Here is a 24,850-nt window from a genome sequence, read left to right on the forward strand (position 1 = left end):
AGCGCGTGCCGGGTACGTCAAGACAGTCACGGAGCCACCTCTTCCGCGGCCAGTGGGGAATCCTCGCCGTCATCGCAGTCGGTGGCGCACTCGGCGCTGTCGCGCGACACGCGCTTGCGCTCGCATGGCCTGCTGCCCCAGAGGGCGTTCCGTGGCACACACTCGTCACAAACGTGTCAGGCTCGGCATTGCTGGGCGTAATTATTGTCCTGGTGAGCGAAGTTCGCACCGCGCACCGGCTGGTCCGCCCCTTTCTCGGGACCGGTGTCCTCGGCGGATTCACCACGTTCTCGCTGCACACCGATGAAATCATTGTTCTTGCAGAGCATGCGCGGGTATGGGCAGCTGCCGGATACTCACTATTAACCCTCGTCGCCTCACTGGCCGGCGCGTGGGCCGGAATGCGGTTCACGCGGGCAATCGCGAGCCGTTAGCTCAGGATCGGCGGCAGAAAGGAGCATTGTGAAACGGCATAGCACTGCGCTGCGCATCATGGTGTTACTGGCCGAAGACGACACGTGGCGGCACAAACCGCTGTACAGCGAGGTTGTGCGCCGCGCCCGCGCCGCCGGACTCGCGGGCGCGAGTGTATTTCGCGGCATCGAGGGATTCGGAGCGTCCGCGCTGGTGCACACATCGCGGCTCTTGTCGCTGAGCGAAGATCTGCCGATCGTTGTTGTCATTGTCGACAGCGAGGAGAAAGTCCGCGCGTTCCTTCCGCACCTCGACGAGATACTGACGGAAGCGGTTGTTCTCGTTGATCCGGTAGAGTTCGTCCGCTACCAGGCTGAATCGTGACCTGGCTGCTTGTTGCCGCCGGGGCTGCGGTGGGTGCGCCCCTCCGATATCTCGTCGATCGCTGGGTAGCGACCCGGCTTGGTCCGGCGTTCCCATGGGGGACCTTCACAGTCAACGTGGCAGGCAGCGCCTTCCTCGGCGTACTGGTGGGTTTGATCGCGGCTGGCCTTTTGCCTGACCACTTGCAACTTGTGCTCGTCACCGGCTTCTGCGGGGCACTCACGACATATTCCACGTTCTCGTACGAAACAGTGCGGCTTGCCGAAGACGGTGCCCGCCTCATCGCGATCGCAAATGTCGCCGCGACGCTGACAGTGGGGGTGCTGGCCTTCGTCGCCGGACGCGGGGCCGCCGCGCTGATCTGGTGAATTCCTGTGAACTGCGTATCCAGTGAAATCCGGCGCACAGTACCAGTACCGTATTACCGGTGAGACTGATTCCGGGTTCGCTCTCCCGCACACTCAGCACGCGGTGGGTGTTCTACGTCGTCTCCATGCTTGTAGTCAACGGTGTGGGCGCATTGTTCGTGCTGTCCTTCATCCGTTACGGACTGCCGGTGTCGCCCGGCCCGGGCTTGATCGTCCGTGACCCGGTAAGTGAAATCATTTTCGCGGTCTACCTGGGCTTCAGCGCGGTCATGATTCTCGGCTCCGCGATCGTGATGCTCCGATTCGTGATCAGATGGTACGTGCGCGGCGGTCCGCCGACGCGCCAGGAGCAAATCATGGCGGTGCGGGGGCCGCTCATTCAGTCGTTTGTCTATCTGGTGCTGTGGCTGATCGGTGGCGTGCTTTTTGTGCTGCTCATCGGCCGGGAAATGCCCGAGCTGATGACGACGACCGCGTTCACGACCGCTCTCGCTGGCGTGGTCACGTGTGGCTTTGCGTACCTGCTCGGTGAGCGGGTCATGCGGCCAGTGGCTGCGCGCGCGTTATCTGACGGCAACGTGGACCCACGCATCGCTCCGAGCGTTCGGCTGCGCATGGGGGTGGGGCTCTTGGCGGGCACTCTTGTGCCCGCGATCGGTATCACGTTGCTCAGCTTCACGCAGCTCTCGACCCACGCTTACGCGCCGCGATCTTTCGCCTGGGCGGTTTTGATGGTGGCGGTCGCGATGATCGTGTCGGCCCTGGTGACGACGGTGCTGCTGGCAAACCAGGTTTCGACCCCGCTGCGGGAGCTCACCCAGGCTGTTACAGATGCGCAGCGCGGTGACGACGCTCAGGTGGAGGTGTACGACGGTAGCGAGGTCGGTCTGCTTCAAGTCGGCTTCAACCAGATGATGGCGGACTCGGCAGAGCGCCGCGTCTTACGTCAGCTTTTCGGGCAGCATGTCGGTGAAGACGTAGCGCGACAAGCTTTACAGTTCGGCACCGAGTTGGGGGGCGAAACCCGCTTCGTGGCTGTGCTCTTTGTAGACATGGTCGGTTCGACATCGGTGGCATCGACGAAGCGTCCCGCGGATGTAGTCGCGCTGCTGAACCAGTTCTTCAACATCGTCATCGGTGTGGTGAAGCGGCATGGTGGGTTCGTCAACAAGTTCGTCGGTGATGAAGCGCTCGCGATTTTCGGGGCTCCGCTTTACCGCGCCGACGCCCCTACGGCGGCGCTGAACGCCGCGCGTGAACTCAGAGCAGAACTCGAAGCCATGCCTGAGATCTCAGTGGGCATCGGGGTGTCCTCGGGTACCGTGGTCGCGGGCAACATCGGCTCGGAAGAACGTTTCGAGTACACCGTGATCGGCGACCCGGTCAATGAAGCTGCCCGGCTCACGGAACTCGCGAAGTCACGTCCAGGCAGTGTCCTCGCCTCCAGTTACACGGTGTACTTCGCGAGCGACGAAGAACAAGAATTGTGGGAACTCGGGGAACTCGTCGCGCTGCGTGGGCGCACGAAGCTCACTCAACTCGCGTGGCCCCGGACGGCGCAAGAACCGAGCCGACCGCCGTCGACACAGCTGTCGGCCGCGCCGAAAGAGCCGTCCGATCACGGCGACCAGCAAGAACCGAACGAATCAGGCATCGATGCGGAGATGCGGTAACAATGCACACGCCCTGCGGCATCCTGCGAGCGTAATGGTTACTCTGGCGTAGTGACCCAGTCCGCGCCGAAGCAGCCCCGGGCAATGTCTGCCGGTGCAAACGATGCTGCAGGAGCGGACGCCACTAGCATTTCGTCGGATGCCACCGAGGTTACGAAAAAGCAGCGCCGCTGGCGCTGGATCAAAATTGCCGGCGGCATCGCACTCCTCGGGCTCATGGTTGTGCAGGGCGTGGTGCTCTGGCCAACCTTCAGCGACTCGTTTCGGGCGCTGCGCGAACTCCACATCCCCTGGCTGGCCGCGTGTATCGCGGCCATGGCCCTCTCGATGTCAAGCTTCGGCTGGGTGCAGAAGACCCTGCTCCGCGCGGGCGGGGTCGAGGTGTCGCAGCGCAAATCGGTTGCGGTAATTTACGCGGCAACCTCGATGACGCTGACGCTGCCCGCGGGCCAAGTGTTCTCGGCGGCGTTCACCTACCGGCAAACCCGCAGGTGGGGGGCTAATCATGTGGTGGCTTCCTGGCAACTCGCGATGGCTGGCGTTATCGCGACGACGACACTTGCCGCCCTGGCTGCGATTGGAGCTCTCGTCGTCGGCACGACCGTAAGCCCGGTGATGCTGATCACGTCGTTTGTGGGGCTGCTCGCACTGGCGGTGGGCAGCCGGTACGTCTCCAAGAACCCGGAGTCACTCGAGTCTTTCGGCCGGTGGATCGTCGGCACGATCAACCGGGTGCGGCGACGCCCCCGGCAGGACGGTATGCACCGGGTAGGTGCGGTTCTCCAGCAGATTGAGGCGGTCCAGATGAACCGCTGGGACGCGCTGAAGACTTTCTGGTGGTCGGCGCTGCACCGTATCACCGACGTCGCCTGCCTAGGTTTTGCTTGCCTGGCGGTTGGCGCTGAACCACGGCTTTCCGGAGTTCTCATCGCGTTCGCCGCCAGCAAGGCGGTCGCATCGGTTCCGCTGGCGCCCGGCGGACTCGGCACGGTCGATGCCACCCTTTTCGCCGCACTGACGATCTCAGCCGGGCTTCCGGCCTCACAGGCACTCGCGACGGTGTTCGTTTACCGCCTCATCAACCTAGTGCTGGTCAACATCGTGGGCTGGATAATTTTCTTCTTCCTTTTCCGAGCCAGCCAGGCCGATGACGCCGACTTGGACCGCGAATTCGCTGAAGGCGATATCTTCCACTCCAATGAGACGTCGGCTGATCATAATGATGATCAGTCACCGCCTGGTGACGGTGCAGCGCCGGAGCCGGATAACCGCTAGTCGATCCGGAAGAGCGAAATCACGATGAATCAATGGGATGTGCTGCGACAGTTAGCGCACCCTATCGTGCTGACCTACATCCTCAGCATGCTGATGATCAATCTCATCGCGGCGATGACGGCGCTTCTGTTGATCGGTGCGGTGCTGCCGATCCCTGTCCTCGAGGATCCCGAGGGCGTGTGGGAACGCAACGTCGGCTGGTTCCTCCTCGCCGTGCCTTTCGCAGCCGCCACGTTCGGTGGGTTGCACCTGCGGTACTCCTGGCCGAACCTCATGTGGCTGGCGCGGGGCGGCACGCCACGTGCGTATGAAGCTCACGTCGCACTCGGTCAGACGAAACGCCAGGTCATGATCGAATCAGGCGCGTGGGTCGCCGCCACTTTCTGCTTTGTGGTGGTGAACCTTGCCGCGCGGTCGCCGGAGCTACTGGTTCTCATTGTGATCACCACAGCGCTGGTTGGTTCAGTTTCTGTGACGCTCGGTTACATCATCGGCGAGCGGATGCTTCGGCCGCTTACCGCGATCGCGATGTCGGTCCGCTTCCCGGCTGCCCATACTGCACCGGGCGTGGGCACTCGGATCGTGCTCATTTGGGGTCTCACCACGGCTGTGCCGGTGCTGGGCGTCGTGATGATTTCTGTTTCGCAGATCACCGATCACGCCGGCCCAGCGGCCACCGAGATGAACACAGCCGTACTAGTGCTGTCGCTGATAGCCATGATCATCGGCTTCGTCGGAATCATCGTTATGGCCCGTTCAATCTCGGACCCACTGCAGCAGGTCAGTGACGCAATGCACCGGGTCGAAGCCGGGGATCTGTCGACGCGCGCCGCCGTCTATGACGGCTCCGAGATCGGACAGTTGCAGGCCGGCTTCAACAGCATGGTGAAGGGTCTTGCGGAACGTGAGCGGCTAGCAGAGCTATTCAGCAAACATGTTGGCGAGGAGGTCGCGCGCGCCGCCCTTGAACACGGCAATGCACGCGGCGGCGCGCTCCGGAAAGTATCGGCCCTGTTTATCGACCTCACCGGATCCACCCGGCTTGCTGCCGAAAAGCCACCAGAGGTCGTCGTCGCTGCACTGAATGAGTTCTTCGAGCTTGTGGTCGACACCGTGAGCGAGCATGGCGGTTTCGTCAGCAAGTTCGAGGGCGATGCAGCCGTCGCGGTATTCGGTGCGCCGCTTGAGATCCCCGACTCTGTCACACCTGCGCTGCAATGCGCCCGCGACATGCGCGCCACACTGCACGCACGGATAGCCCTCGATTTCGGTATCGGTGTCGCCTTTGGCAGCGCGCTCGCTGGCAACATCGGCGCCGCAGAACGATTCGAGTACACGGTGCTCGGGATGCCAGTGATCAAGGCAACTCAACTCAGTGATCACGCTAAAACGCGGCCCAGCCGGGTGCTCGCAACAGTCGAGGCGATCAACGCAGCTGACTCCGATGAGGCCGCTCAGTGGCAGATCATCCGCCTCGGAGACCTCACCGTTGCTGAGCCGTTGCTGGCCGCACGGCTCAGTGACGGTGCACGCAAAACCACTGGAGGTGCGCCGTCATGACGCGCCCGGTGCGCCTGCCTGAGCTTCCAGAATCATTTGTCCCCATCTTCAACCAGTTCCTTAAGCCGATCACGCTCGCGTATGCGGCAGCGTTGGTTTTTACCAACTCGATCGGAGCGGTGATGAGCTTCGTGTTGCTGCGATATGTGCTTCCCCACCCCGCAAACGCGGAGATCACCCCAGAGATTCGCAGTTCTAACACCGTGTTGCTGTCGACGGTGCTGCCGTTGAGCATTGCGTTTGGAATTACGATCTCGGCTTGGGCAGGCCGGCCGATCTTTCGCTGGATGGAACAGGGCGGGATGCCCAACCCGCGACAGCATGCGCTCATAGTGAGCGCACCGGCCCGCCAGACCGCACTGATCGCTGCGCTGTGGGTGCTCGTCACCACAACATTTGCGATCAGCGTCACACGGGTGGGCAGTCCTCAACTAGTCCTCATGGTCACCCTGACTTTCCTCTCAGTGGGCCTCACCTGCTGCGCGATTAGTTATTTCGTGGCGGAACGAATACTGCGCCGGCTCATCTCTGACGCCATGCATGGAGTGAGCGTCGAGTCCAGGTCCGCAACGTCCGTGACAATGCGGCTCGTGACGATGTGGATCATTACCGCCGCGCTGCCACTGTTCTGGATCGCATTGGTCGTGGGATTCCGCTTTCTGTCCTCAATCTTTCCCGACACGAACCAGACGGCCACGGCAGTGGCGATCCTCGGGATCCTCACTATCGTGGTGGGCTTCCTTGGCATGGCGGTGGTGGCACGCTCGATTTCCGACCCAGTGAAACAGGTCAGTGCCGCGATGGAAGCCGTGAAGGGCGGGCGGTACGACATTTCGGTGCCGATCTACGACGGTTCCGAGATCGGCCGTCTGCAGTACGGCTTCAACCAGATGGTGCACGGCCTCGCCGAACGTGAGCGACTTTCGGACATGTTCGGACGGCGCGTTGGGACCGACGTGGTGCGAGAGGTGCTCGACCGTGGCGGATCGCTGGGCGGCGAATCACGTTACGTGGCGGTGATGTTCGTCGACCTCGTGGGGTCAAGCCGTCGCATCGAGGCGCTGCCCCCCTACCGTGTCGTGGCAATGCTCAACGAGTTCTTCGAGGTCGTCGTCGACACGGTTCACACCCACGGCGGCATTGTGAACAAATTCACAGGTGACGCCGCGCTCGCTGTCTTCGGCGCGCCGGTGTCACTGCCGAACGTCGCGAGTGCGGCACTCGCCGCGGCCCGAGAATTGCGGCCCCGCATTCAGGCAACCACGACACTGAATTTTGGCGTCGGGGTCTCGGCGGGATACGTCGTCGCCGGGAACGTCGGTGCTCGTAACCGGCTCGAATACACGGTAATTGGTGATCCCGTCAACGAAGCCGCGCGACTGAAAGAACTCGCTAAAGCCTGGCCGGGCCGCGTACTCGCGTCGTTTGACGTCCTGCAGAAAGCCGACGCGCACGAATCCGCGCGGTGGCTGCCCACCACATCAGTCACCCTGCGTGGACGCATCGCCCCCACTCGGCTGGCGGTGCCGCGTTAGCGCAGCTTGCTGGGCTGATTCTGGGCGGCGCGGCCAGTCGGGTCTACGCTGAGGGCGTGCAGACGAAAAGCGCGGCCCGAGTGGTCACCATCGCCGTCATCGTTGACGTTATCGCCGTTGTCGCCTTCGCGATCACCGGGCGAATCCACCATGCGGAAGGAACCGACGCCGCCGGCATTCTCGACACGGCATGGCCCTTCCTCGTCGGCCTCGCCGCAGGATGGATCACCGTGCTTAAAGCGCACGAGAACGCGAACCCGCTCAGCATCGTCCCCGCCGGAGTAACGCTGTGGGCCTGGGTCATGGTGGGTGGAGTCGTGATTCGATTCCTCACCGGCGCCGGCACGGCGTTCGCGTTTGTTGCGACCGCGACCCTCGTCACCGGCGCATTGCTCGTCGGGTGGCGGGCGATCGTGCAACTCGTGCTGCGGTTCCGGGGAACCGCACGTTCGTCCTAGGCCGAACTGCCCGCGCGTCACTCCTGCAGAGGCCGCAGAAAGCGTTCCGCGGAGTCGACCGCCTCGTGCGCGTTCGCAGCCTGCCTGACCAGCACTGCGAACGCGAGATCACCATCGATTCCGATGAACCACTCGTCGTGTACGTCGCCTTCGCCCGCGGTCGCGGCCGTGCCCGCAGCTCCGATCAGCCCTGGCAAATCGGCCAGCTTCGCAGCAGCCCCTGCGGTGACAGCCTCGCGCATCATCCGTTTGAGATCGTTGGTAACCCCGAGGTCGAGTGCCTCGACCTCCTCCGCGGCGGTAGTTGTGGGAGCGGCAACATCACGGGCAGGGCCGTTTCCCCGCCCCAGCAGAAAGGGCTCCGGTACGGTGCCCCTGGCGATGGTCGCGGCAGCGAGTGCCATCCCAAATGGCGTCACCCGCAAGTCGCCCTGGCCATGCGCGGCCTCAATGCGCTCCGCGCGCGAACCTGTGATGGGGACACTGCCGGTCGCAGCTATCAGACCGGGCGAATCAATGCGGAGTCCGACACCGAGGCGCAGTGCCATATTGTGCAGAGCATCGTCGGGGAGACGCAACGCGAGATCCTCGATCGCCGCGTCACATGAATTCGCGAAGGCCCCCGAGAACGGTACTTCCTCGCTGCGCTGTTCATCTTCGCGAGGTTCAGGGGCCTCGACTGGGACAGGGACCGCGTCAGCGTGCGCTCCGTCCGGGCAAGAAACGAGGTCATCTAGGTGGACGAGGCCATCGTCGAGCGCCGCGAGCGCGGTAACCGCCTGGAACACGGAACCGGGAGCAAACTCCCCGGTCAGTGCCACTGGCCCTAAAGCGTCCGCGGCGGCATTCTGCGCAACGGCAAGCACTGCACCCGAACTGGGTTGCAGGGCTACGACAGCGGCGGGCACAGATACGTTCCGGATGGCGTTCTGAGCTGCGAGCTGGACGTTGAGGTCGAGTTCGGTGGCCACATCATGGAGCGGAATCCCGGGCTCGGACGCCAGCATGGTCGCCGAACCGTCTTCTGCCACTAGTTCCACTGTCCAGCCTGCGGAGTCCTCCTGCCGTTGCTCCCACGATTCCCGCAACACCGGGAATACAGGCGAGTTCAATGCGGCCGTTGCGGTAACGAGCGTGGGCTCATCCTGGACGGTGACTCCCTGAATCGCGGCGAGTCTGGACGCGAGTGGTTCGTACTCTTCTTCACGCAGCGTCACGATCACGACCGGATTTCCGCGCCCGCTCGAAATCGCGTCAAGGATGGAGGACCGCGTGATGTCATCGTCGACGGGTCCGAGCAGTGCAGCAAGATCGGTGGCGGCAGAACCCGTGCTCCGCACTCGCGCAGGGTCCACAGTCACGGCTTTCAGGGTCTGCTGCGCCATCACCGTCTGACCGGACCGGTCACGGATCTCGGGCGGGTCCGGCGGCTGCGGACGGAACCGCACCTGTTGCCCGTCTTGCATTCCCGGAATGACCACATCCGGGCGCCACTCGATTTGCCACCCAGTGGCAGTGCGCACCGCCTTGCCGCTCGTGGAGAAAGCCCACTCCCTGGCGCCGTAGGCGCTGTCCCCGAGGTGCCACACGGCGCCGAGGGTGAAAGTAGCGCTCGCACCGGCAGCGGAGGTGCCCACGGTCATGGCCTGCACCACGAACTCGGCCCCATCCTGGTTGAGCGCGGTAAACACAGCCTCGAGGTCCGCCCGTGCGCGCGTCGGCTGATCGGTGTAACTCGATGCGAGCGCCGCATCACCGGCTGAAAGCGCATCAGTGAATGCTCGTATCGAAACGAGCGCGTCCGGACGCTCCGGCGGAGCTTCACATGCCACTACCACCGTCACCCCGAGCAGCGCAGCGAGCACAAGCGCGACCGTTGGCCGGCGCTTGCGCGTCAAACTGGCTCGCTGCGAGAGCGAAGACGGCACAAAACGCACAGCCCCGATTGTGCCCGCAGAATAGTGTGGTCTACAGGGCGGGCCGCGATTCTCAGGGGAATCCCAGCAACACGCACGGCGCTAACGCTTCTATTCTGTGTAGCGTGACCCCGGACGAGCAACGCAATGATGCGCCCCCCGAAACAACGAAGCTTCTCGACGCCCTCACCAAGTTCGTGATCGATGAGGTGTCCGGCGAGAAGTTCGCGGCAGCGGTTGAGCGTGAGGTCGATTACGGTCTGGAAGCCGCACGGCTGCTGAAGCTCGGTGACGTGATCACGAGCGCGCAAGTCGAGGCGGTTGCGCTGAAGTACGCGAGTGAGTGGCGTATCGGCGGCGGGATCCCCGAGCTTGCGGGTGAGATCGCACACCGTGTGCACCGGCGCACCCTCGCTGAGGCAGGCCAGGAACTGAGCGACGTCGTGCCAGAGGATAGTGTCGCTGAACTCACGCGGAAGATCGCTACGATGCCTGCATTTCAGCGCGTGGTTGACCGGATTTACCACAGTCCCGTCACCGCGCAGTGGGCGGCATGGTTCATTTACCACGTCACGCTTGACGCATTGCGCCGCAACCGGGCAATAGCCGACAATCTCCCCGGTGTAGGTACGCTGCTCCGCCTGACGGCCACCGTCGGAGCGCGGGTGGTACCGTCACTCTCTCACCAGGCTGACGTGCGTTTCAGGGAACTCACGGAGCGGCTGACGCATTACCTGGTGACGCACAGTCACAGCATCAGCGACGAAGAGGCTGAGGGCTCGATCGTGGAAGCGGCGCTCGAATTGTGGGAGGAGCACGCACATCACTCGCTGAGTTCACTAGGTTCGGCCGTCGATTCCGAAGACATCGAAGATTTCCTGATCCTCGGCTTCGAGTTTTGGCGCGATTTCCGGAAGACGACGTACTTCCGGACGATCGTCAGCGAAGGGATCCGCTACTTCTTCGAAAAGTACTCGGACCACACGCTGTACGAGATTCTCGAAGAAGTGGGCGTGACACGGGAAGACATGATCGAGGAAGCGATGCGGTTCGCTCCCCCGATCCTCGATCTCGTCTCCCAGAACGGCATGCTCGAAAGCTTCGTCCGCCGCCAGTTCGCCCCGTTCGTGGACTCAGAGGAGGTGCGGGCGCTCTTTAACGGCCGCTAGCTCGATGTCCGCGCCGCCGCCAGTATTGGCTGCAGCCACTCCACAGTGTCATCGAGCACCTGCTTCTTCTCTGGCTCGTTGAAAAGCTCGTGGTACAGACCGCTGTAGACGTGCAATGTGCAGTCGGTGTTCGACACCAGGTCCGGCACAGAGCGACTGCCCGCCACGGCGGTGAGTTTGTCTTCCGTGCCGTGCAGAACTAGCAGTGGCACACGGAGGCGGCCGAGGCGCGGCGGCAGCGACTCCATCGTCAGCACCAGTTGTCGCGCGATTCCTGCCGGCACAAAGCCGTGGTGAACGAGCGGATCGTTCTTGTACTGTTCCACAACCACGGGGTCCCGGGACACGTCGTCGGCGGAGATCTTTTCGACCGGCACGAACGGCAAATACCGGCCGAGGGTTTTGCCGAGCGCCACGATCAACTTCGGGGTGCCTGTCGCGAGCTGAATAGCCGGAGCGGAGAGCACAACCGCGCTGAGCCCCTCTGGGTGCTCCAGGGCGTACGTCAGCGCAATCGTGCCGCCCATACTGTGCCCCAAGAGCACCGTCGGCAAGCCAGGATTATGCCGCCGCGCGATCGCGAACATCGTGTGCAGATCAGCCGTGAAATCGCCCCACGTACGCAACCCAAGGCGCCGGCCCCCAGAGCGGCCGTGGCCGCGATGATCGGGTGCGTACACCACCAGCCCGAGCCCAGTGAACGCTTCAGCTACATGCGCGTAGCGCTCGGCGTGCTCGCCCAGCCCATGGGAGATGACCATGATGCCGGACGGCTCACCGTCCGGCTTCCACACGCTGTAGTTGATCCGTGTTCCGTACACGCCGCGAAAGAACGATTCCGAGTGCTCCACGCCGCCGATTCTAGAGCCCGCGACCGGAGATTCAACGCTGCCACGTGACAGCTGCAGGTCGCTGTGATGCTTGGCAGCTTTCCGGACGCACTCATGGAGTATCCGCGCGACCCACGTTGACTACCGCTAACGTGGAAGGGACCAGGTGTGCTGAGCTGAACGGGAGGTGACCGATGCGTACCGCCGATTCTCCTCGCGTGGAAGTGGTGCGAGCTGGTGATCGCCCCCGTACGCGCGTCGCGTGGCTTGAGTCGCGCCACTCATTCTCATTCGGCCCGCACTACGACCCGGAGAACACGCATCATGGTGTGCTGCTCGCCAACAATGAAGAGCGAGTCACCGCCGGGGCGGGGTTCGATACGCACCCGCACCAGAACATGGAAATCGTGACGTGGGTGCTCGAAGGTTCCCTGCTGCATCAGGACTCGATGGGCCACGCCGGGATCGTGTATCCAGGCCTCGCGCAACGCATGAGCAGTGGCACCGGCGTCCTGCACTCGGAGCGCAATGACTCGTGGCGGCTCGCTGGCCCCAAGCACGACGCACCGGTGCACTTCATCCAAATGTGGGTGCTGCCAGACGAAACCGGCGAACCGCCGGACTACGATCAGACCGAGATCGACACTGACCTCAGCGCAGGTACTTTAGTGCCCGTCGCATCAGGCATGCCGAAGTACCGCAACGGAGCAGCTGTCCGGATCAGAAACCGCAGCGCAGCGCTCCACGCTGCACGGCTACAGCCAGGTCAGGTGGTGCACGTTCCCGAAGCACCGTTCGTGCACGTGCACGTGGTGCGCGGCGCGCTGGACATGGAGGGCGCGGGTGACTTACATGAGGGCGATTCTGCTCGCCTTACCAGCACTGGTGGGCACCGCCTGCACACCAGCAGCGATGCCGAAGTGCTGATCTGGGAAATGCACACCAGCCTCACGGGCCGCTAAAGCTCGTGCCTCAGGCCGTCACCGCGGCGGCGAGTCCGTGCATGTTCAGTATGTCTACAGCGCTGTAACGGACCCTCACAAAGCCCGCCCGCTCAAACTTCTTCAGCACGCGATTAAGTGACTGCCGTTGTACGCCGAGCATCGCCGCGAGTGTCTTCTGCGGTAGCTCAACCACCCCATCGACAGCTTCATCGATAAGCATCCGCGCTACCTGCTCCACCAGCCCACACCCCAGGAGGCCGATTATTCGGTCCTGGCTGGTAGCAACACGCTGTGCGACGGTCTGCAGCCATCGTCTGGCCACAGCCGGGTGCTGCGAGAGCAGATCTTCGAAATCCCTGACCTCAAGAAACAAGAGTGTCGCGTCTTCGAGCGCATGGGCCGAGTACGGCATCGGGTGCCCGAGGAAATGCTGCACATCCCCGTCAACGTCGCCACCGCGCAGAATCTGCACCACGACTCGCCGCTTACCGGATCCGACCGTCAGCTCGACGCGGCCACTCTTCACAATCCAGACCCCGGCCGAAGCCTCTCCACCAGTGAAGATGCGTTCCGCGAAATCGTAGGAGCGCGCCTGAATTCGCGCGGCCAGCGCGTCGACATCACCCGGCCGCAGCGGCACAAGGTCACCCCTGCCGACGCAGCGAGCCACCCAGGCCGCATGCCGGAGAGCGGCATCGGCCTCGGGGTCGCTCCCCAGCAGGGAGGTTGCCCGGCTAAACGAACCAGCGGTGATGTCCGAAATTCCCATATGGTCATCGTGCCCGGTTTCAACCGATTTCGCTTGTACCGCAACATTGTCACCTCGGTGACAGCCACGCTGTGGCCATTGCCCACGATGCCTAGCGTGATCGATATACCGACGTAGACGGCATGCGCGAAAGGTGACCATGGCATTCTGGAAAACCACAGCTGGTGCAGTACTCACAGCTTCAGCACTCGTACTCACGAGCTGCGCGGCAGATCCTCGCGAGCGCGCGTCCGATTCACCCAACGCTTCGCCTGTGAAACATTCAGATGACACTACGGCTACGGAAGACTCCGTCGCGGTTATTCCATCTGCACTCGAGTTCACAGCTGAGACACTGAACGGCGAAACCGTTCACGGCACGGGTTACGCCGGACACGCTGCCGTCTTCTGGTTCTGGGCTCCGTGGTGCGCGGTATGCCATCGCGAAGCACCGAATCTCGCAGACGCAGCCGCCTCCTATGGCGACTCGGTAGAGTTCCTCGGGATTGCGGCGCAGGACAGTCCTGACGCCATGCGTGGCTTCGTTGATCAGTACGGCGTTAGCGACTTCCCTCACCTCAACGACGCTGATGCCGCAGTGTGGGCGAAGTTCGGCGTCACCCAACAGCCAGCGTTTGCTTTCCTCAGTGAATCGGGCGAACTAGAAGTCGTCCGCGGGACCCTCTCACCCGACGAACTCGACATCCGCATTAGCGAACTTTCTGGATAGCAGCCGTGGACATCAGTGCACTTAGTTTCGCGCTCGCAGCCGGAACGGTCGCAGCTTTCAATCCGTGCGGATTCGCCATGCTTCCGGCTTACCTCACGCTGGTGATCGCTGGCGAAACTCCCAGCGATCACCAGCCCCCCGTCGGCGAAACCGTGAAGCGGGCCATCGGTGCGACCGCAGCTATGGCGTCGGGGTTCATCCTCGTGTTCGGCGCGGCGGGCCTGGTGCTGACGCCAATCATCAATCAGGCGGGTCGCGTACTGCCGCTTGTCACAGTTGTGATTGGACTGGCTCTGGTTGCGCTGGGCGGCTGGCTGCTCGCTGGCCGAGAACTCACGGTAATGCTGCCGAAGCCTGGAGGGGGCGCACCGGCCTCTCGCATCGGTTCGATGTTCGGTTACGGTCTCGCTTACGCGACAGCATCACTTTCCTGCACAATCGGACCATTTTTGGCCGTCACAGCCGTTTCCTTCCGCAGCGGGTCCTTTGTCGACGGCTTCGCCGCTTTTCTTGCCTACGGCGCAGGCATGGCAGTCGTTGTGGGTGTCCTCGCGCTCTCGATCGCGCTCGCCGGAAATACCCTCGTGTCGCGGATACGCCGGGTACTCCCGTACGTCAGCCGAGCCGCAGGGGCCCTCATGCTGCTCGCCGGGGCGTACGTCGCCTACTACGGTGTTTGGGAACTTCGCCTCCACTACTCGGACGGGCGCGTAATAGATCCGATAGTGGATACCGCCCTGCGTTTCCAGCAGACGCTTGCCCTGTCCGTTGAGCGACTCGGTGTTGCAGGGGTGCTCACCACATTCGCGGTCGTCATCGGCATCTCGTGGGGCGGGGCTTACGTGCGGAGGCGTCGGGCGAAGCAAAGGCAGCCGTCATGAGTGCTGTCCCTCCGCAGGCAGCGGCCTTCCGCGCCTACGTCGAACCTGAAATTGAGGTGTTGCTCCGTGTGGGGCGCACCCTCACCGGCAATTCGATTGATGCCGAGGACCTTGTGCAGGAGACCCTTATCCGGGCCTGGCGGGCCGTCGGACAGTTCGACGGCAGGTACCCACGCGCCTGGCTCCTTACGATCCTGCGCCACACGCACTCCAGCATGCACCGGCGAATGCGGCCCGACATTATCGAGGATCCTGCCAGCGCGAAGGGCGCTCGGCCAGCCTTCGGCGCGCGACCCAGCGAGTCTCCGGAAGACTCCGTCATGGACAACACTCTAAGCGCCGAAGTTGGAGCTGCACTCAGCGAACTCGACCCAATCTTCCGCACGACCCTACTGCTCGTCGACGTGGATAAACTGACATATGCAGAGGCGGCGCAAGCCCTGGGGGTGCCAGTGGGGACAGTCATGTCCAGGTTAAGCCGTGCCAGAGACCGGATGCGTAAGGCGCTACGCGCACGGGGACTTGTCACACAAGGGGACGCGGCATGATCCGAATGCTTCGGATGATGATCACTTGTCACTGGTCCGCGAAACGAATACAGCACTATCTCGACGCTGATCCCGCCGCGCCGCTAAGTTCAGAAGACATTCAGCGGCTGGAGGCGCACCTTTCGCAATGTAATAAGTGCAGGGCGCTCGCTGAGGAACACCACCGCCTGCGGAGCCTCCTCGACGTCTGGGCCCGCCGAACGCTGCCCGATAAGGGCGCCGTGCAGCGGGTTCAGGGTTTTCTCGATGACCTCACAGTCCGCGATCCGGGCGACCTCGAAGATCGCTAAGCAGGCTAATCCACGCGGCCCCCACGGACCTGGATGTGCCCGCCCCGCAAACTCGCCGACGCAACGTCACGACACCGGTCCTCGACGAGCGTCCATGGCCGCGCTGTGATGTCTGCCCCGCCGAGGTAGCAGGCGAGACGAGCCAGTGGACTGCAGATTTGTGCCATCCCGACTGGCGGTTGCATATCTGCAACCGCCACGTGCGCCCCAGGCCGTGATGCGCCAACCGCGGATTCGAATGCAGCTTCGGGGTGATGCATCAGCGATAGTGCGTAGGTCGCTATCACGGCGTCGAAGGCTGCGCCATATATAGTGTGCGTAAGGTCGTCTCGCGTCACCTCGGTCGCGTCCCCTCGAACCAGCGCGACGGTCGGGTGCCCCCACTGTCGGCCCTTCCGACGTGCTTGTTTCAGCATCTCCGGGCTCTTATCAAGCCCAACGTAAATTCCCTTGGGTCCGATCTTCTCGAGCACCAATGGCAGATTCAGTCCAGTTCCGCACCCGATATCGAGAACCTTCATCCCCGGCTCGAGGCTCAACATCTTCACGGCAGCGACCCTGCCCGCACGATAAATCGGCCACTCCGCCGAGATCACGTCGTATACCCGTGCTGACATCGTGTACTTCGTCTGGCCCAAGAACTTGTCAGCCGCCATCGTTCTCCTCAAGTCGGGAAGTATTCGCAGCACCAACTGGGTTCCGACGCTGTGAAAGAGTTGCAAGAACCAATCCAGATTCGGCAGCGATGATCCGTACATTGCGGACCATGCTGACCTGCCGGTGGTCAGCCCGTCGTATGCAACGCTACCTCGACCGCGACCCTGCAGCGATGCTCACAACCGCCGAAGCACGTCTACTCGAAGTGCACCTCACTGACTGCGCACGCTGCCGGGATAAGCTCGAGAGCTACCAGTTCCTCAGCTGTGTGCTGAGGTCCCTAGCTGAGTCCACTCTGCCGGAAGAAGAAACGTTACGGCGCATGCACAGAACACTCAGCTGCTTGACGCGAGGAGACTGTGGTAGCGACGGACTAGGGAGTTGACATGTGGGATCTACTCGTCGTCGGCGGCGGATCAGCAGGAATCGTGGCGGCGAAGACCGCCGTCAAACTCGGCGCATCCGTGCTGCTTGCCGAACAGGAGCGCCCCGGCGGCGACTGCTTGTGGACTGGTTGCGTCCCCTCAAAATCGCTGCTTGCCGCAGCTCATCACCGTGCTGGTATCCGAAAAGCAGCCGGACTCGGCGTGCAAGCCGAGTCCGTGACGGTTGACTTCGCCGCAGTCAGGCGGCACATTGACTCAGCAATCCGGACCATCGAGCCGGTGGATGCTCCCGAGACCCTGGAAGCAGAAGGAATTCGGGTAGCGAAGGGTACAGCCGCCTTCCTCAGCGACGGAAAAGCCGCGATAGATGGTGACCGTGTTGCGTACCGCCAGGCGGTTATCGCTACGGGCGCCTCACCCATCGTTCCCGGTATTCCCGGTCTGCGTGACTTCGTGACCAGTGAAACGATGTGGGATCTCCGTGATCTCCCGTCCCGACTCCTCGTCCTCGGCGGTGGAAGCGTCGGCTGCGAACTCGGGCAGGCTTTCGCCCGACTGGGTTCTACGGTGACACTGGTCGAAGCCGCTGACCAGATTCTCCCAGCGGAATCTCCGGATGCCGCGACAATAATCGCTGAATCACTGAGACAAGACGGTGTGAACATACTGACTGGGCGTGCGCTCACGGAGCTGACTGGAAACACTGCTGTCCTCGCCGACGGCACCCGCGTCGAGTTCGATCAGCTCCTTATCGCTGTCGGGCGCCGCGCGCGAACAGCCAAGATTGGCCTCGAGCACGTCGGCGTGGCTGTCGATGAACAGGGACGCATTGTCGTCGATCGTTCGATGCGAACATCGAATCCGCGAATCTGGGCTGCCGGAGATGTCACGCCGTTGCCGCAATTCACGCACACCGCCGGCGCTTTTGCGAGCATCGCCGCGAGCAATGCGATTCTCGGATTACGTCGCAAAGCAACGACGTCGGCGATCCCGCAAGTGACCTTCACCGACCCCGAGGTTGCCTCTGTGGGCCTCACCAGCGCAGCTCACGGAACTCGGCAGCAGACGATCACACATGATCACCTTGATCGCGCGGTGACCGAAGACGAACGACGCGGATTTTCGCGGCTTCATTTCGATCGGAAAGGTCGCATAGTCGGGGCCACAGTGGTCAGCCCACGTGCCGGGGAGACCATTGGCGAGCTGACACTAGCGATCCGGCTAGGCTTGCGCGGGCGTGAACTCGCCGGCACGATCCATCCCTACCCTACGTTCTCCGACGGCGCATGGAACGCGGCGATCGCGGATACCCGCGAGCAGCTCAATGCACGGTCAGCGCGGCGTGTGATCCGGGGACTCACGAGCGCAAGGAGCATGTGGCTGCGCCTGCGCCAAGATTAGGGACATTCCTCGCAATTTCGGGAATGCCTCGTTCCTGCCACCGGGTTGCCTCCACGTACGGATACCGGCTCCATTTATCAGCATTCAGCTGACCTGGCGCCTGAACCAAGGAGATAACCATGAGCACGAGCGCAGCCAATGCTCCAGGTCACGCAGTCCAAACCGCGAACTGGACCCGTTGGGGGGTGGCGGGCGCAGTCGCAGGGATCGTTGCATCACTCGTGATGGCGATGTATGCGATGATCGCTGCCGCCACGTATCAGGGAGTCGGCTTCTTCACCCCGCTCTACCACATCGCATCGTCGGTGATCTCCGGCGAAGCCATGATGGAATCGATGGAAGCAGGGATGGCTGGTGACAACTTCGTCTTCATCGCTGGCCCTGCAATTGTGGGCGCCCTCGTTCATATGATGATCGGCGCAGGATATGGCATCGTGTTTGCCGCCTTCGCGAAACTCGTCAAACTACAGGGCGCTGCCATACTCGCAGCCGCAGGCGCGGTGTACGGGTTCCTCGTCTTCGTAGTGAGTTCCTGGGTACTGCTGCCCCTCACCGCCTCGATCCTCGGTGGCGGAGATCCGATTCGTGACATGCCGACCATGGTCGGCTACCCCACCTTCATCGCCGAACATATCCTGTTCGGCCTCGTCATCGGGCTGCTACTCATCCCCGTGGCCCGCAAATCGCTCGCCCACCGCTAGCTGGCGGGCGGCAGCGCGCATGCCCGCCGGTGTTCCCCCCGACCGTCGGCGGGTATGCATACGCTGTCGCAGGACATCTGGACAGCGGACCCTCAGCAAGTACTGCTCGACGCGGCGAACCGGGGCGGTAGCTGAGGGCAGAGCGGCCGCGATGGCATGCGCCACGGCTCACGAATCACCGATCAAGCGCCGCCACCAGCGCCTTCTGGGTGAACCGTCTGGCAGTTGCGGGAATTGACCGGGAAACTCACGGTGAATTGCTGCGATCACCTGCTCAACGGACGGGTTGACGAGTGCCCGGCCGCCCACAACTACCGTTGGGACGGTCTCATTGCCGCGCGCCACTTTGCGGACGGTGGCGGCTGCGTCGGCGTCTTCCCAGATGTTGCGCTCTCGCAGCGAAACACCCGCGGCGGCGAGTCCCTCGCGAAGCCTCCGGCAGTACCCGCAGTGCTGGCGCCAGAGAAACGTGACTTCCGGATGCGAGGGCATACCAGAAGTCTTACCCGAATGGCCTCCCTGTACACCAACGCCAGCCCCTCCCCCTATATACCTTTGCAGCGGCCGTGTACAAACCTACGCATTTGCACTGAGAAACGAACGAATTGACCGTGGCCGCTGGAGTGCGTACATAGGGTGGTGCTCCTCCTACCGCAGCGACCGGTACCCCGCGTACACACGGTGCGCTGCACTCACCCCCACGATCACCGCCCACACGAGTGCGATCTGCCAGCCGAACATGGGGAACACCAGCCACAGGCTGTGCACAACAATTGTTTCCGTCCCCTCTGCGAGTCCACCGAGGAACGAGAGAGACCGGCCGTCGTCGAGGGTCTTCCCATATCGTTCGGCTATAGACGAAAACGCCAGAAATGCCGCTCCGTTGACGTAGTAAGCGAGCAGTACCAGCAGAAATGGCCATTGGGGCGCATCGTAAGCTGCCGCGACTCCCAGTGAAACACCGACAACCGTCGAGCCATACACGATGAAGTCGGCAGTGATGTCGTAGAAACCACCCGCCCCAGACTTCGTGCCGCGACGCCGGGCAAGCGGACCGTCCAAGCCGTCCGCGAGCCTCGACGTAAGCCACATCGCTAGCGCTAGCCACCACCATTGCAGTGCCGCAGCTCCCGCACTTGCCAGTCCCAGAGTCAGCCCGGCAGTAGTAAGCCGGTCGGGAGTAACCCATCCTTTGTCGATAGCCGCGGCAGCGCGTTTCAGTGGTGCGTCGAGCACGCCTCGCAGTTGCGCATCAAACACGGTCGGTGAGTTCGGGCTCGGCTGCTCTCATACGCCGAGCGTAGTAGGCGCCACCGGCAGTGAGGACGACAAACGCCACGATGGCAGCCACGAACGGCCACGAGAGCGGCTGGGTTCCGAACGCGCCGAGAGCGACGTAGCTCAGCACGCCGGGGACGATTCCCAGCGCAGTCCCGAAGAAGTAGTCTCTGGCCTTGATACCGCTGATCCCGCCGGCATAGTTGACGAGCCAGAATGGAAACAGCGGCACGAGACGGACGAGCAAGACAGCAACAAACCCGCGTTTGCGCAGAAACTGGACAACGCGGTTAGTTTTCGCACCTCCGTAGCGGACGACAGCTTCCGCACCCAGGTGCTTGCCAAGCAGGTAGGAAACGGTCGCGGCGATCATGGCGCCGATAAACACGACGGCTGCTCCCCCAGCGAACCCAAATAGCACACCGCTTGCGATGCTGAGGACACTCGCTGGCGCGGGAATCGAACTCAGCGCCGCGTAGACCAAGACGAAAGTTAGTGCGCCCAGCAATCCAGCGCCGGCGACCTGCGAGCGGACTTCCTCCACACTCGGTACATCAACAGCGAGCGCCACCACTCCGCCCACGACGAGGATGCACGCGAGTACCGCGAGCTTCACCAAGGGAGTGAAGAACGTCCGGCTGCTCTCGTCCTGGTGCACAGCACCTCCATCAGAACTGGCGGGCTTTGAGTAGCCACCAGTGTTCCCGCTGCAGCGTGGTACCGCCACGAACCGGACAGAAACTGTGCGAAACTTCGAACGCTGGACGAGGGAGATGTGATGGCAGCGAAACGGTTCGGACGCGCACTAGCCACTTCAGCTGTGGCTGTTGTGACACTCGCTGGCTGTTCAGCCCCCTCCCCGGAAGCCCCTGAACCATCTGAAACATCCTGGGCGGAGGTCGTAGCGGCGGCAGTCGGCCAGACAGTCTCGCTGTGGATGTGGGGCGGGGACGAGCAGGGTAACCGCTACGTCGATTCGGTGCTGGCACCAGCGGCGGCAGAAGCAGGAGTGACCCTGCGGCGCGTTCCGATCGCCGACACGGGCGAGGCCGTCAACCGGATCCTTGCTGAACGTCAGGCAGGCATCACCGATGGGGACGTCGACCTCGTGTGGGTGAATGGCGACAACTTCGCAACCGGGAAACAGGCTGGCGCGTGGCTATGCAATTGGACTGACCAGCTGCCGAATATGCAGTACACCGATCCGGACGATCCGCTGTTGCTGTCCGACTTCGGCACACCAGTGGATGGCTGTGAAGCTCCTTGGCACAAGGCGCAGTTCACCCTCGTTTACAACGAAGCCGCGATACCCGACCCGCCATCCACGTTGGAAGGCGTCCTTCGCTGGGCCGAAGAAAACCCAGGCCGGTTCACGTACCCGGCGCCCCCCGACTTCACTGGGTCGGTCTTCATCCGGGAAGTCCTCACCCGCGTTTCTGACGACGTGCCACTCGAGTACAGCGATGACGCCTACGAGGAGCACAGCGCGCCTTTGTTTGACGCTCTCATTGACCTCGCTCCCGCCCTCTGGAGATCAGGGCGCACCTACCCACAGAGCGTCGAGGAGCTGAACCAGCTCTTTGCGGACGGTCAGGTCGACATGACGATGACGTATGGGCCGGCGACCCTCACAGCTCTGGTGGCGCGCGGAACATTCCCAGAAACCACGCGGGTACTTATTCTCGATGAAGGTACCGTCGGCAACGCCAGCTTTCTCGCCGTGCCGTCGACTTCCGGCAACTCGGCGGGGGCCCGTGTCGTCGCGAACCTCGCCTTATCGCCGCAGCAACAACTCGAGAAGGCGAAACCGGATGTGTGGGGACAGTTCACCGTCCTCGACTCAGACCGGCTGAGCAACGAAGACCGCGCCGCTTTCGATGCGCTGCCAGAGTCACCGGTCGTTCCGGCCTACGAAGAGCTTTCTCGCAACGCGCGCCCTGAACTCGGCACTGCCTGGGTGCCTGCACTCGACGAAGGCTGGCGGCGCACAGTCCTCGCGGGACGCTGATGTCAAGGCGGGCGGCACGGTTACGAGCGACAGCGCTGCTCCTCCCTGCACTCGTCCCGACGGCAATCGTGCTTATCGCGGGGCTTGGCACCGTTGCCCTCCAGGCATTCGGATTGATGCCGCTTGTTGGCGAACCGGCGTTCAGTACCCAGACGTTCACGGCGCAGGGCGATGACCTGATCACGGCGACTCTGCTGTCACTGGCGATCGCCGCCTCGTCGACAATTCTGGCGTCCTTCATCGGGCTTGCCGCCGCCCTGGCGATCGTCGCGAATGGAAGGGTCGTCACGGCGCTCGCGACGTTGACCATTCCCATACCGCACCTGATCGGCGCCGCTGCGATCGGGCTGCTCCTTTCCGACGCCGGACTCCTTGCCCGCATATTCAGGATGGATTCTGCAACGTGGCCGCAGCTGGTCGGCGGGCGCTGGTGGATCGCTGTGATCGCGGAGTTCACGTGGAAGGAATCCGCGTTCATTGCGCTCGTTGTTGCTGCAGCGCTCGCGACGCGCGTGACCGGCTATTCGGAGGCAGCCGCGGTGCTCGGCGCTGGTCGATGGCAACGGTTCCGGCTCGTCACATTGCCCCTCGCGACACCCGCGCTTGCCGCTGCGGCCATGATCACTTTCGTCTACTCGTTCGGCTCATTCGAGGTGGCGCGGCTGCTAGGCCGTCCGCATCCTGAACCGCTGCCGGTGATGGCAGTGCGGCTCTTCTCCGCTATCGACCTAGCCGCGCGACCCAATGCCGCCGCGGCCGCCAGCGTTTCGGTTGCACTCTGCTTGGTGACGCTCGCCGCCGCGCTGTTCGTCCTCAGGAGGTCGTCGCTGTGGCGGTAAGAACGATGGCGAGGGCCGGGCGAGCGCTCCTCGTACTGTGGTTTTTGCTGCCGCTCGTCCCGATTCTTCTGTGGTCTGTGGCGAACCAGTGGCGATTTCCCGCGCTGTCCCCGCAGGAATGGGGGCTCACGGGACTCCGGAGCGCGCTCTCAGCGGGTGCTATCGACGCCTTCGCGACGTCGGCGACACTTGGCATGAGTGTCGCAGTGCTGGCTACCCCGGCGGGTGCGCTGGCGGCCAGGGCGCTGGTTCTGCATAGGGTGCACTTCCGCGGCGCTGCCGCCGTCCTACTGGTAGCGCCCCTCGCGTTCCCGCCGTTCGCGGTGGCGATGGGGCTAGACGTTCTGATCCTGCGCGCAGGAATCCCCAATCTGATCGGGGCAGTACTGATCCTGACAGTGGTGGCGATCCCGTATACGACCTACATCATGCGCGTGGGGTTCGGTGCCTACGACATTCGCTTCGAAGAGGAGGCCCGGACGCTGGGAGCGTCACGCTGGGTGGTTTTCTGGCGGGTTCAGTTGCCCCTTCTGGCACCCGCGATCGCCACGGCTGGCTTCCTCGCATTTCTCGTCGGGTGGACTGACTACGTCGTGACGCTCCTCGTCGGCGGAGGCCGACTGGTTTCCGTTCCTGTTCTTGTAGGTGCATTCGCAGCCGGATCAGGCAACCAGCCGGTGGTAGCGGCGCTGTCTGTCGCTGCGATCGCACCGCCACTCGTATTGTTGCTGCTGTTATGGCGCCTGCGAGGAAGGAGAGCCCCATGAGTGCGCTCTCGCTTCGCTCACTCACGAAAGCCTTCAATGAAGGTGCCGTGATCCGGGACATCGACCTCGAAGTCGCCGCCGGTGAATGTGTCGCCGTCCTCGGACCTTCCGGTGCTGGTAAGAGCACGATCCTGCGCCTCATCGCAGGGCTGGAGCAAGCTTCTTCAGGCACGGTTGCACTCGGTGACCGCAATGTCGATGGAGTTCCCGCGGAACGACGCGGTGTCGCCCTGATGTTCCAGCGGCCGTTGCTCTTTCCTCACCTCAACGCTCTGGACAATGTTGCGTTTTCGGCCCGGTCGTCCGGAAAGTCGAAACGTTCCTCCCGACTGCATGCGCAGTCCTACCTTGAGCTGGTACAGCTTGGCGATTTTGCGTACCGCCGCGCCACGGAACTCTCCGGTGGTCAGGCCCAGCGGGTAGCACTCGCGCGTGCGCTAGCCGCCGAACCTCGCGTTCTACTGCTAGACGAGCCGTTCAGCGCACTGGACCCCCAGTTGCGAGGCGAAATGCACAGCCTCTTGCGCCAGATTCGCCGTGAGCTTTCGCCGACCATTCTCCTCGTCACCCACGATCAGCATGAGGCCGCAGTTCTCGCCGACCGGATGGCGATACTGCTCGACGGCACCATCGCACAGATCGATACCCCGCACCACATTTACACCCGTCCCAGGTCGCTCTCTGTGCACCGGATGATGGGCGGTATCAACGAGATCTTCGGTGATGTCCGATACGGCAAGCACCACTCGGAGGCCGGTGTCCTGACCGTCAACACCAGCTCCGGAGCCGGCACACTCGTGTTCCGCCATGAAGCTGTGGGCGTCACCGAGGCGTCAGAGCCTGGGGACCTCGCCGGGGTCGTCGCCGGGATGGAAGTCATCGGCGCACGGCAGCGGCTGCACATCAACATAAACGGCGCGAACGTGACTGTCTGCGCGGAAGCTCCTCCAACGCTGCATCTGCCACCAGGTTCACGCGTTTCACTGCACATCCCGCAGGCGGCACGACACGTGATTCCGGAAGAAGCCCCGTTCGGGAATGATCAGACACCGCCACTGAGTTCCCGTCCCGAATCCCATTGATTAGGAGT

The 24,850-nt window shown here is 62.9% G+C and carries 27 protein-coding genes; 20 read left to right on the forward strand and 7 right to left on the reverse strand.

The window, feature by feature from the left end:
* Positions 1–5: 5 nt before the first annotated feature.
* From ONR57_RS21325 to ONR57_RS21360, 8 genes are all read left to right on the forward strand, one after another.
* On the forward strand, positions 6–434 hold the full coding sequence (locus ONR57_RS21325) for a CrcB family protein (RefSeq protein WP_265125717.1): 429 nt from the start codon (positions 6–8) through the stop codon (positions 432–434).
* Positions 435–462: 28 nt separating this feature from the next.
* The gene (locus ONR57_RS21330; protein WP_265125718.1) at positions 463–798 is read left to right on the forward strand and encodes a DUF190 domain-containing protein; all 336 of its coding nucleotides are present in this window, start codon (positions 463–465) and stop codon (positions 796–798) included.
* Positions 795–1,166, forward strand: a complete 372-nt coding sequence (crcB, locus tag ONR57_RS21335; RefSeq protein WP_265125719.1) for a fluoride efflux transporter CrcB — start codon at positions 795–797, stop codon at positions 1,164–1,166. Before ONR57_RS21330 ends, crcB begins: the two co-directional genes overlap by 4 nt.
* Before the next feature lie 125 nt (positions 1,167–1,291).
* Positions 1,292–2,839, forward strand: coding sequence for an adenylate/guanylate cyclase domain-containing protein (locus tag ONR57_RS21340; protein ID WP_265125831.1), 1,548 nt, complete (start codon positions 1,292–1,294; stop codon positions 2,837–2,839).
* A gap of 51 nt (positions 2,840–2,890) precedes the next feature.
* Positions 2,891–4,114, forward strand: a complete 1,224-nt coding sequence (locus tag ONR57_RS21345) for a YbhN family protein (protein WP_265125720.1) — start codon at positions 2,891–2,893, stop codon at positions 4,112–4,114.
* Between the two features lie 24 nt (positions 4,115–4,138).
* Positions 4,139–5,674, forward strand: a complete 1,536-nt coding sequence (locus tag ONR57_RS21350; RefSeq protein WP_265125721.1) for an adenylate/guanylate cyclase domain-containing protein — start codon at positions 4,139–4,141, stop codon at positions 5,672–5,674.
* Positions 5,671–7,209, forward strand: coding sequence for an adenylate/guanylate cyclase domain-containing protein (locus tag ONR57_RS21355; RefSeq protein ID WP_265125722.1), 1,539 nt, complete (start codon positions 5,671–5,673; stop codon positions 7,207–7,209). Before ONR57_RS21350 ends, ONR57_RS21355 begins: the two co-directional genes overlap by 4 nt.
* 56 nt (positions 7,210–7,265) lie before the next feature.
* Entirely contained in the window at positions 7,266–7,667 is a 402-nt protein-coding gene (locus tag ONR57_RS21360; protein ID WP_265125723.1) for a DUF3054 domain-containing protein, read from the forward strand.
* Positions 7,668–7,684: 17 nt separating this feature from the next.
* Here the strand turns inward: ONR57_RS21360 and ONR57_RS21365 are convergent, their stop codons facing one another.
* Positions 7,685–9,604, reverse strand: coding sequence for a penicillin-binding transpeptidase domain-containing protein (locus ONR57_RS21365; protein WP_265125724.1), 1,920 nt, complete (start codon positions 9,602–9,604; stop codon positions 7,685–7,687).
* A gap of 104 nt (positions 9,605–9,708) precedes the next feature.
* Between ONR57_RS21365 and ONR57_RS21370 the strand changes: the two genes are divergently transcribed.
* Positions 9,709–10,752, forward strand: coding sequence for a hypothetical protein (locus tag ONR57_RS21370; RefSeq protein ID WP_265125725.1), 1,044 nt, complete (start codon positions 9,709–9,711; stop codon positions 10,750–10,752).
* On the opposite strand, the gene ONR57_RS21375 is transcribed toward ONR57_RS21370, so the two are convergent.
* A complete protein-coding gene (locus tag ONR57_RS21375) occupies positions 10,749–11,603 on the reverse strand; it encodes an alpha/beta hydrolase (RefSeq protein ID WP_265125726.1) in 855 nt (284 codons plus the stop codon). The two genes, ONR57_RS21370 and ONR57_RS21375, sit on opposite strands and share 4 nt — an antisense overlap.
* 173 nt (positions 11,604–11,776) lie before the next feature.
* Here ONR57_RS21375 and ONR57_RS21380 point away from each other — a divergent pair, with 173 nt between their 5' ends.
* A complete protein-coding gene (locus ONR57_RS21380; RefSeq protein WP_265125727.1) occupies positions 11,777–12,544 on the forward strand; it encodes a pirin-like bicupin family protein in 768 nt (255 codons plus the stop codon).
* Positions 12,545–12,554: 10 nt separating this feature from the next.
* On the opposite strand, the gene ONR57_RS21385 is transcribed toward ONR57_RS21380, so the two are convergent.
* The gene (locus ONR57_RS21385; RefSeq protein ID WP_265125728.1) at positions 12,555–13,295 is read right to left on the reverse strand and encodes a Crp/Fnr family transcriptional regulator; all 741 of its coding nucleotides are present in this window, start codon (positions 13,293–13,295) and stop codon (positions 12,555–12,557) included.
* A 253-nt stretch (positions 13,296–13,548) separates the two neighbouring features.
* Here ONR57_RS21385 and ONR57_RS21390 point away from each other — a divergent pair, with 253 nt between their 5' ends.
* From ONR57_RS21390 to ONR57_RS21405, 4 genes are read left to right on the forward strand one after another with little or no spacing between them, the layout of a single operon-like run.
* The gene (locus ONR57_RS21390) at positions 13,549–14,004 is read left to right on the forward strand and encodes a redoxin domain-containing protein (protein WP_265125729.1); all 456 of its coding nucleotides are present in this window, start codon (positions 13,549–13,551) and stop codon (positions 14,002–14,004) included.
* 5 nt (positions 14,005–14,009) lie between these two features.
* Entirely contained in the window at positions 14,010–14,885 is an 876-nt protein-coding gene (locus ONR57_RS21395) for a cytochrome c biogenesis CcdA family protein (protein ID WP_265125730.1), read from the forward strand.
* A complete protein-coding gene (locus tag ONR57_RS21400) occupies positions 14,882–15,433 on the forward strand; it encodes an RNA polymerase sigma factor (RefSeq protein ID WP_265125731.1) in 552 nt (183 codons plus the stop codon). The genes ONR57_RS21395 and ONR57_RS21400 overlap by 4 nt, the downstream gene beginning before the upstream one ends.
* The gene (locus ONR57_RS21405; RefSeq protein ID WP_265125732.1) at positions 15,430–15,723 is read left to right on the forward strand and encodes a zf-HC2 domain-containing protein; all 294 of its coding nucleotides are present in this window, start codon (positions 15,430–15,432) and stop codon (positions 15,721–15,723) included. Before ONR57_RS21400 ends, ONR57_RS21405 begins: the two co-directional genes overlap by 4 nt.
* A gap of 5 nt (positions 15,724–15,728) precedes the next feature.
* Here the strand turns inward: ONR57_RS21405 and ONR57_RS21410 are convergent, their stop codons facing one another.
* Entirely contained in the window at positions 15,729–16,379 is a 651-nt protein-coding gene (locus ONR57_RS21410; protein WP_265125733.1) for a class I SAM-dependent methyltransferase, read from the reverse strand.
* A 387-nt stretch (positions 16,380–16,766) separates the two neighbouring features.
* Here ONR57_RS21410 and ONR57_RS21420 point away from each other — a divergent pair, with 387 nt between their 5' ends.
* Both ONR57_RS21420 and ONR57_RS21425 read left to right on the forward strand, forming a co-directional pair.
* The gene (locus ONR57_RS21420; protein ID WP_265125735.1) at positions 16,767–18,167 is read left to right on the forward strand and encodes an NAD(P)/FAD-dependent oxidoreductase; all 1,401 of its coding nucleotides are present in this window, start codon (positions 16,767–16,769) and stop codon (positions 18,165–18,167) included.
* A gap of 119 nt (positions 18,168–18,286) precedes the next feature.
* Complete coding sequence (locus ONR57_RS21425; protein ID WP_265125736.1) at positions 18,287–18,868, forward strand: hypothetical protein; 582 nt, start codon at positions 18,287–18,289, stop codon at positions 18,866–18,868.
* A gap of 168 nt (positions 18,869–19,036) precedes the next feature.
* Here the strand turns inward: ONR57_RS21425 and ONR57_RS21430 are convergent, their stop codons facing one another.
* The 3 genes from ONR57_RS21430 to ONR57_RS21440 all read right to left on the reverse strand — a co-directional run bounded on the left by ONR57_RS21430 (position 19,037) and on the right by ONR57_RS21440 (position 20,804).
* Positions 19,037–19,360, reverse strand: coding sequence for a glutaredoxin domain-containing protein (locus ONR57_RS21430; protein WP_265125737.1), 324 nt, complete (start codon positions 19,358–19,360; stop codon positions 19,037–19,039).
* A 156-nt stretch (positions 19,361–19,516) separates the two neighbouring features.
* Entirely contained in the window at positions 19,517–20,128 is a 612-nt protein-coding gene (locus ONR57_RS21435) for a CDP-alcohol phosphatidyltransferase family protein (protein WP_265125738.1), read from the reverse strand.
* On the reverse strand, positions 20,121–20,804 hold the full coding sequence (locus tag ONR57_RS21440) for a TVP38/TMEM64 family protein (protein ID WP_265125739.1): 684 nt from the start codon (positions 20,802–20,804) through the stop codon (positions 20,121–20,123). The genes ONR57_RS21435 and ONR57_RS21440 overlap by 8 nt, the downstream gene beginning before the upstream one ends.
* 120 nt (positions 20,805–20,924) lie before the next feature.
* Between ONR57_RS21440 and ONR57_RS21445 the strand changes: the two genes are divergently transcribed.
* From ONR57_RS21445 to ONR57_RS21460, 4 genes are read left to right on the forward strand one after another with little or no spacing between them, the layout of a single operon-like run.
* Positions 20,925–22,154, forward strand: coding sequence for an ABC transporter substrate-binding protein (locus tag ONR57_RS21445; RefSeq protein ID WP_265125740.1), 1,230 nt, complete (start codon positions 20,925–20,927; stop codon positions 22,152–22,154).
* Positions 22,154–22,993 (forward strand): ABC transporter permease subunit, encoded by an 840-nt coding sequence (locus tag ONR57_RS21450; RefSeq protein WP_265125741.1) that lies wholly within the window; start codon positions 22,154–22,156, stop codon positions 22,991–22,993. The genes ONR57_RS21445 and ONR57_RS21450 overlap by 1 nt, the downstream gene beginning before the upstream one ends.
* Complete coding sequence (locus tag ONR57_RS21455; protein ID WP_265125742.1) at positions 22,984–23,760, forward strand: ABC transporter permease; 777 nt, start codon at positions 22,984–22,986, stop codon at positions 23,758–23,760. Before ONR57_RS21450 ends, ONR57_RS21455 begins: the two co-directional genes overlap by 10 nt.
* Positions 23,757–24,842, forward strand: coding sequence for an ABC transporter ATP-binding protein (locus ONR57_RS21460; RefSeq protein ID WP_265125743.1), 1,086 nt, complete (start codon positions 23,757–23,759; stop codon positions 24,840–24,842). The genes ONR57_RS21455 and ONR57_RS21460 overlap by 4 nt, the downstream gene beginning before the upstream one ends.
* Positions 24,843–24,850 lie beyond the last annotated feature (8 nt).

Source organism: Hoyosella sp. YIM 151337 (assembly GCF_026041215.1).
Taxonomy (GTDB): Bacteria; Actinomycetota; Actinomycetes; order Mycobacteriales; family Mycobacteriaceae; genus Hoyosella.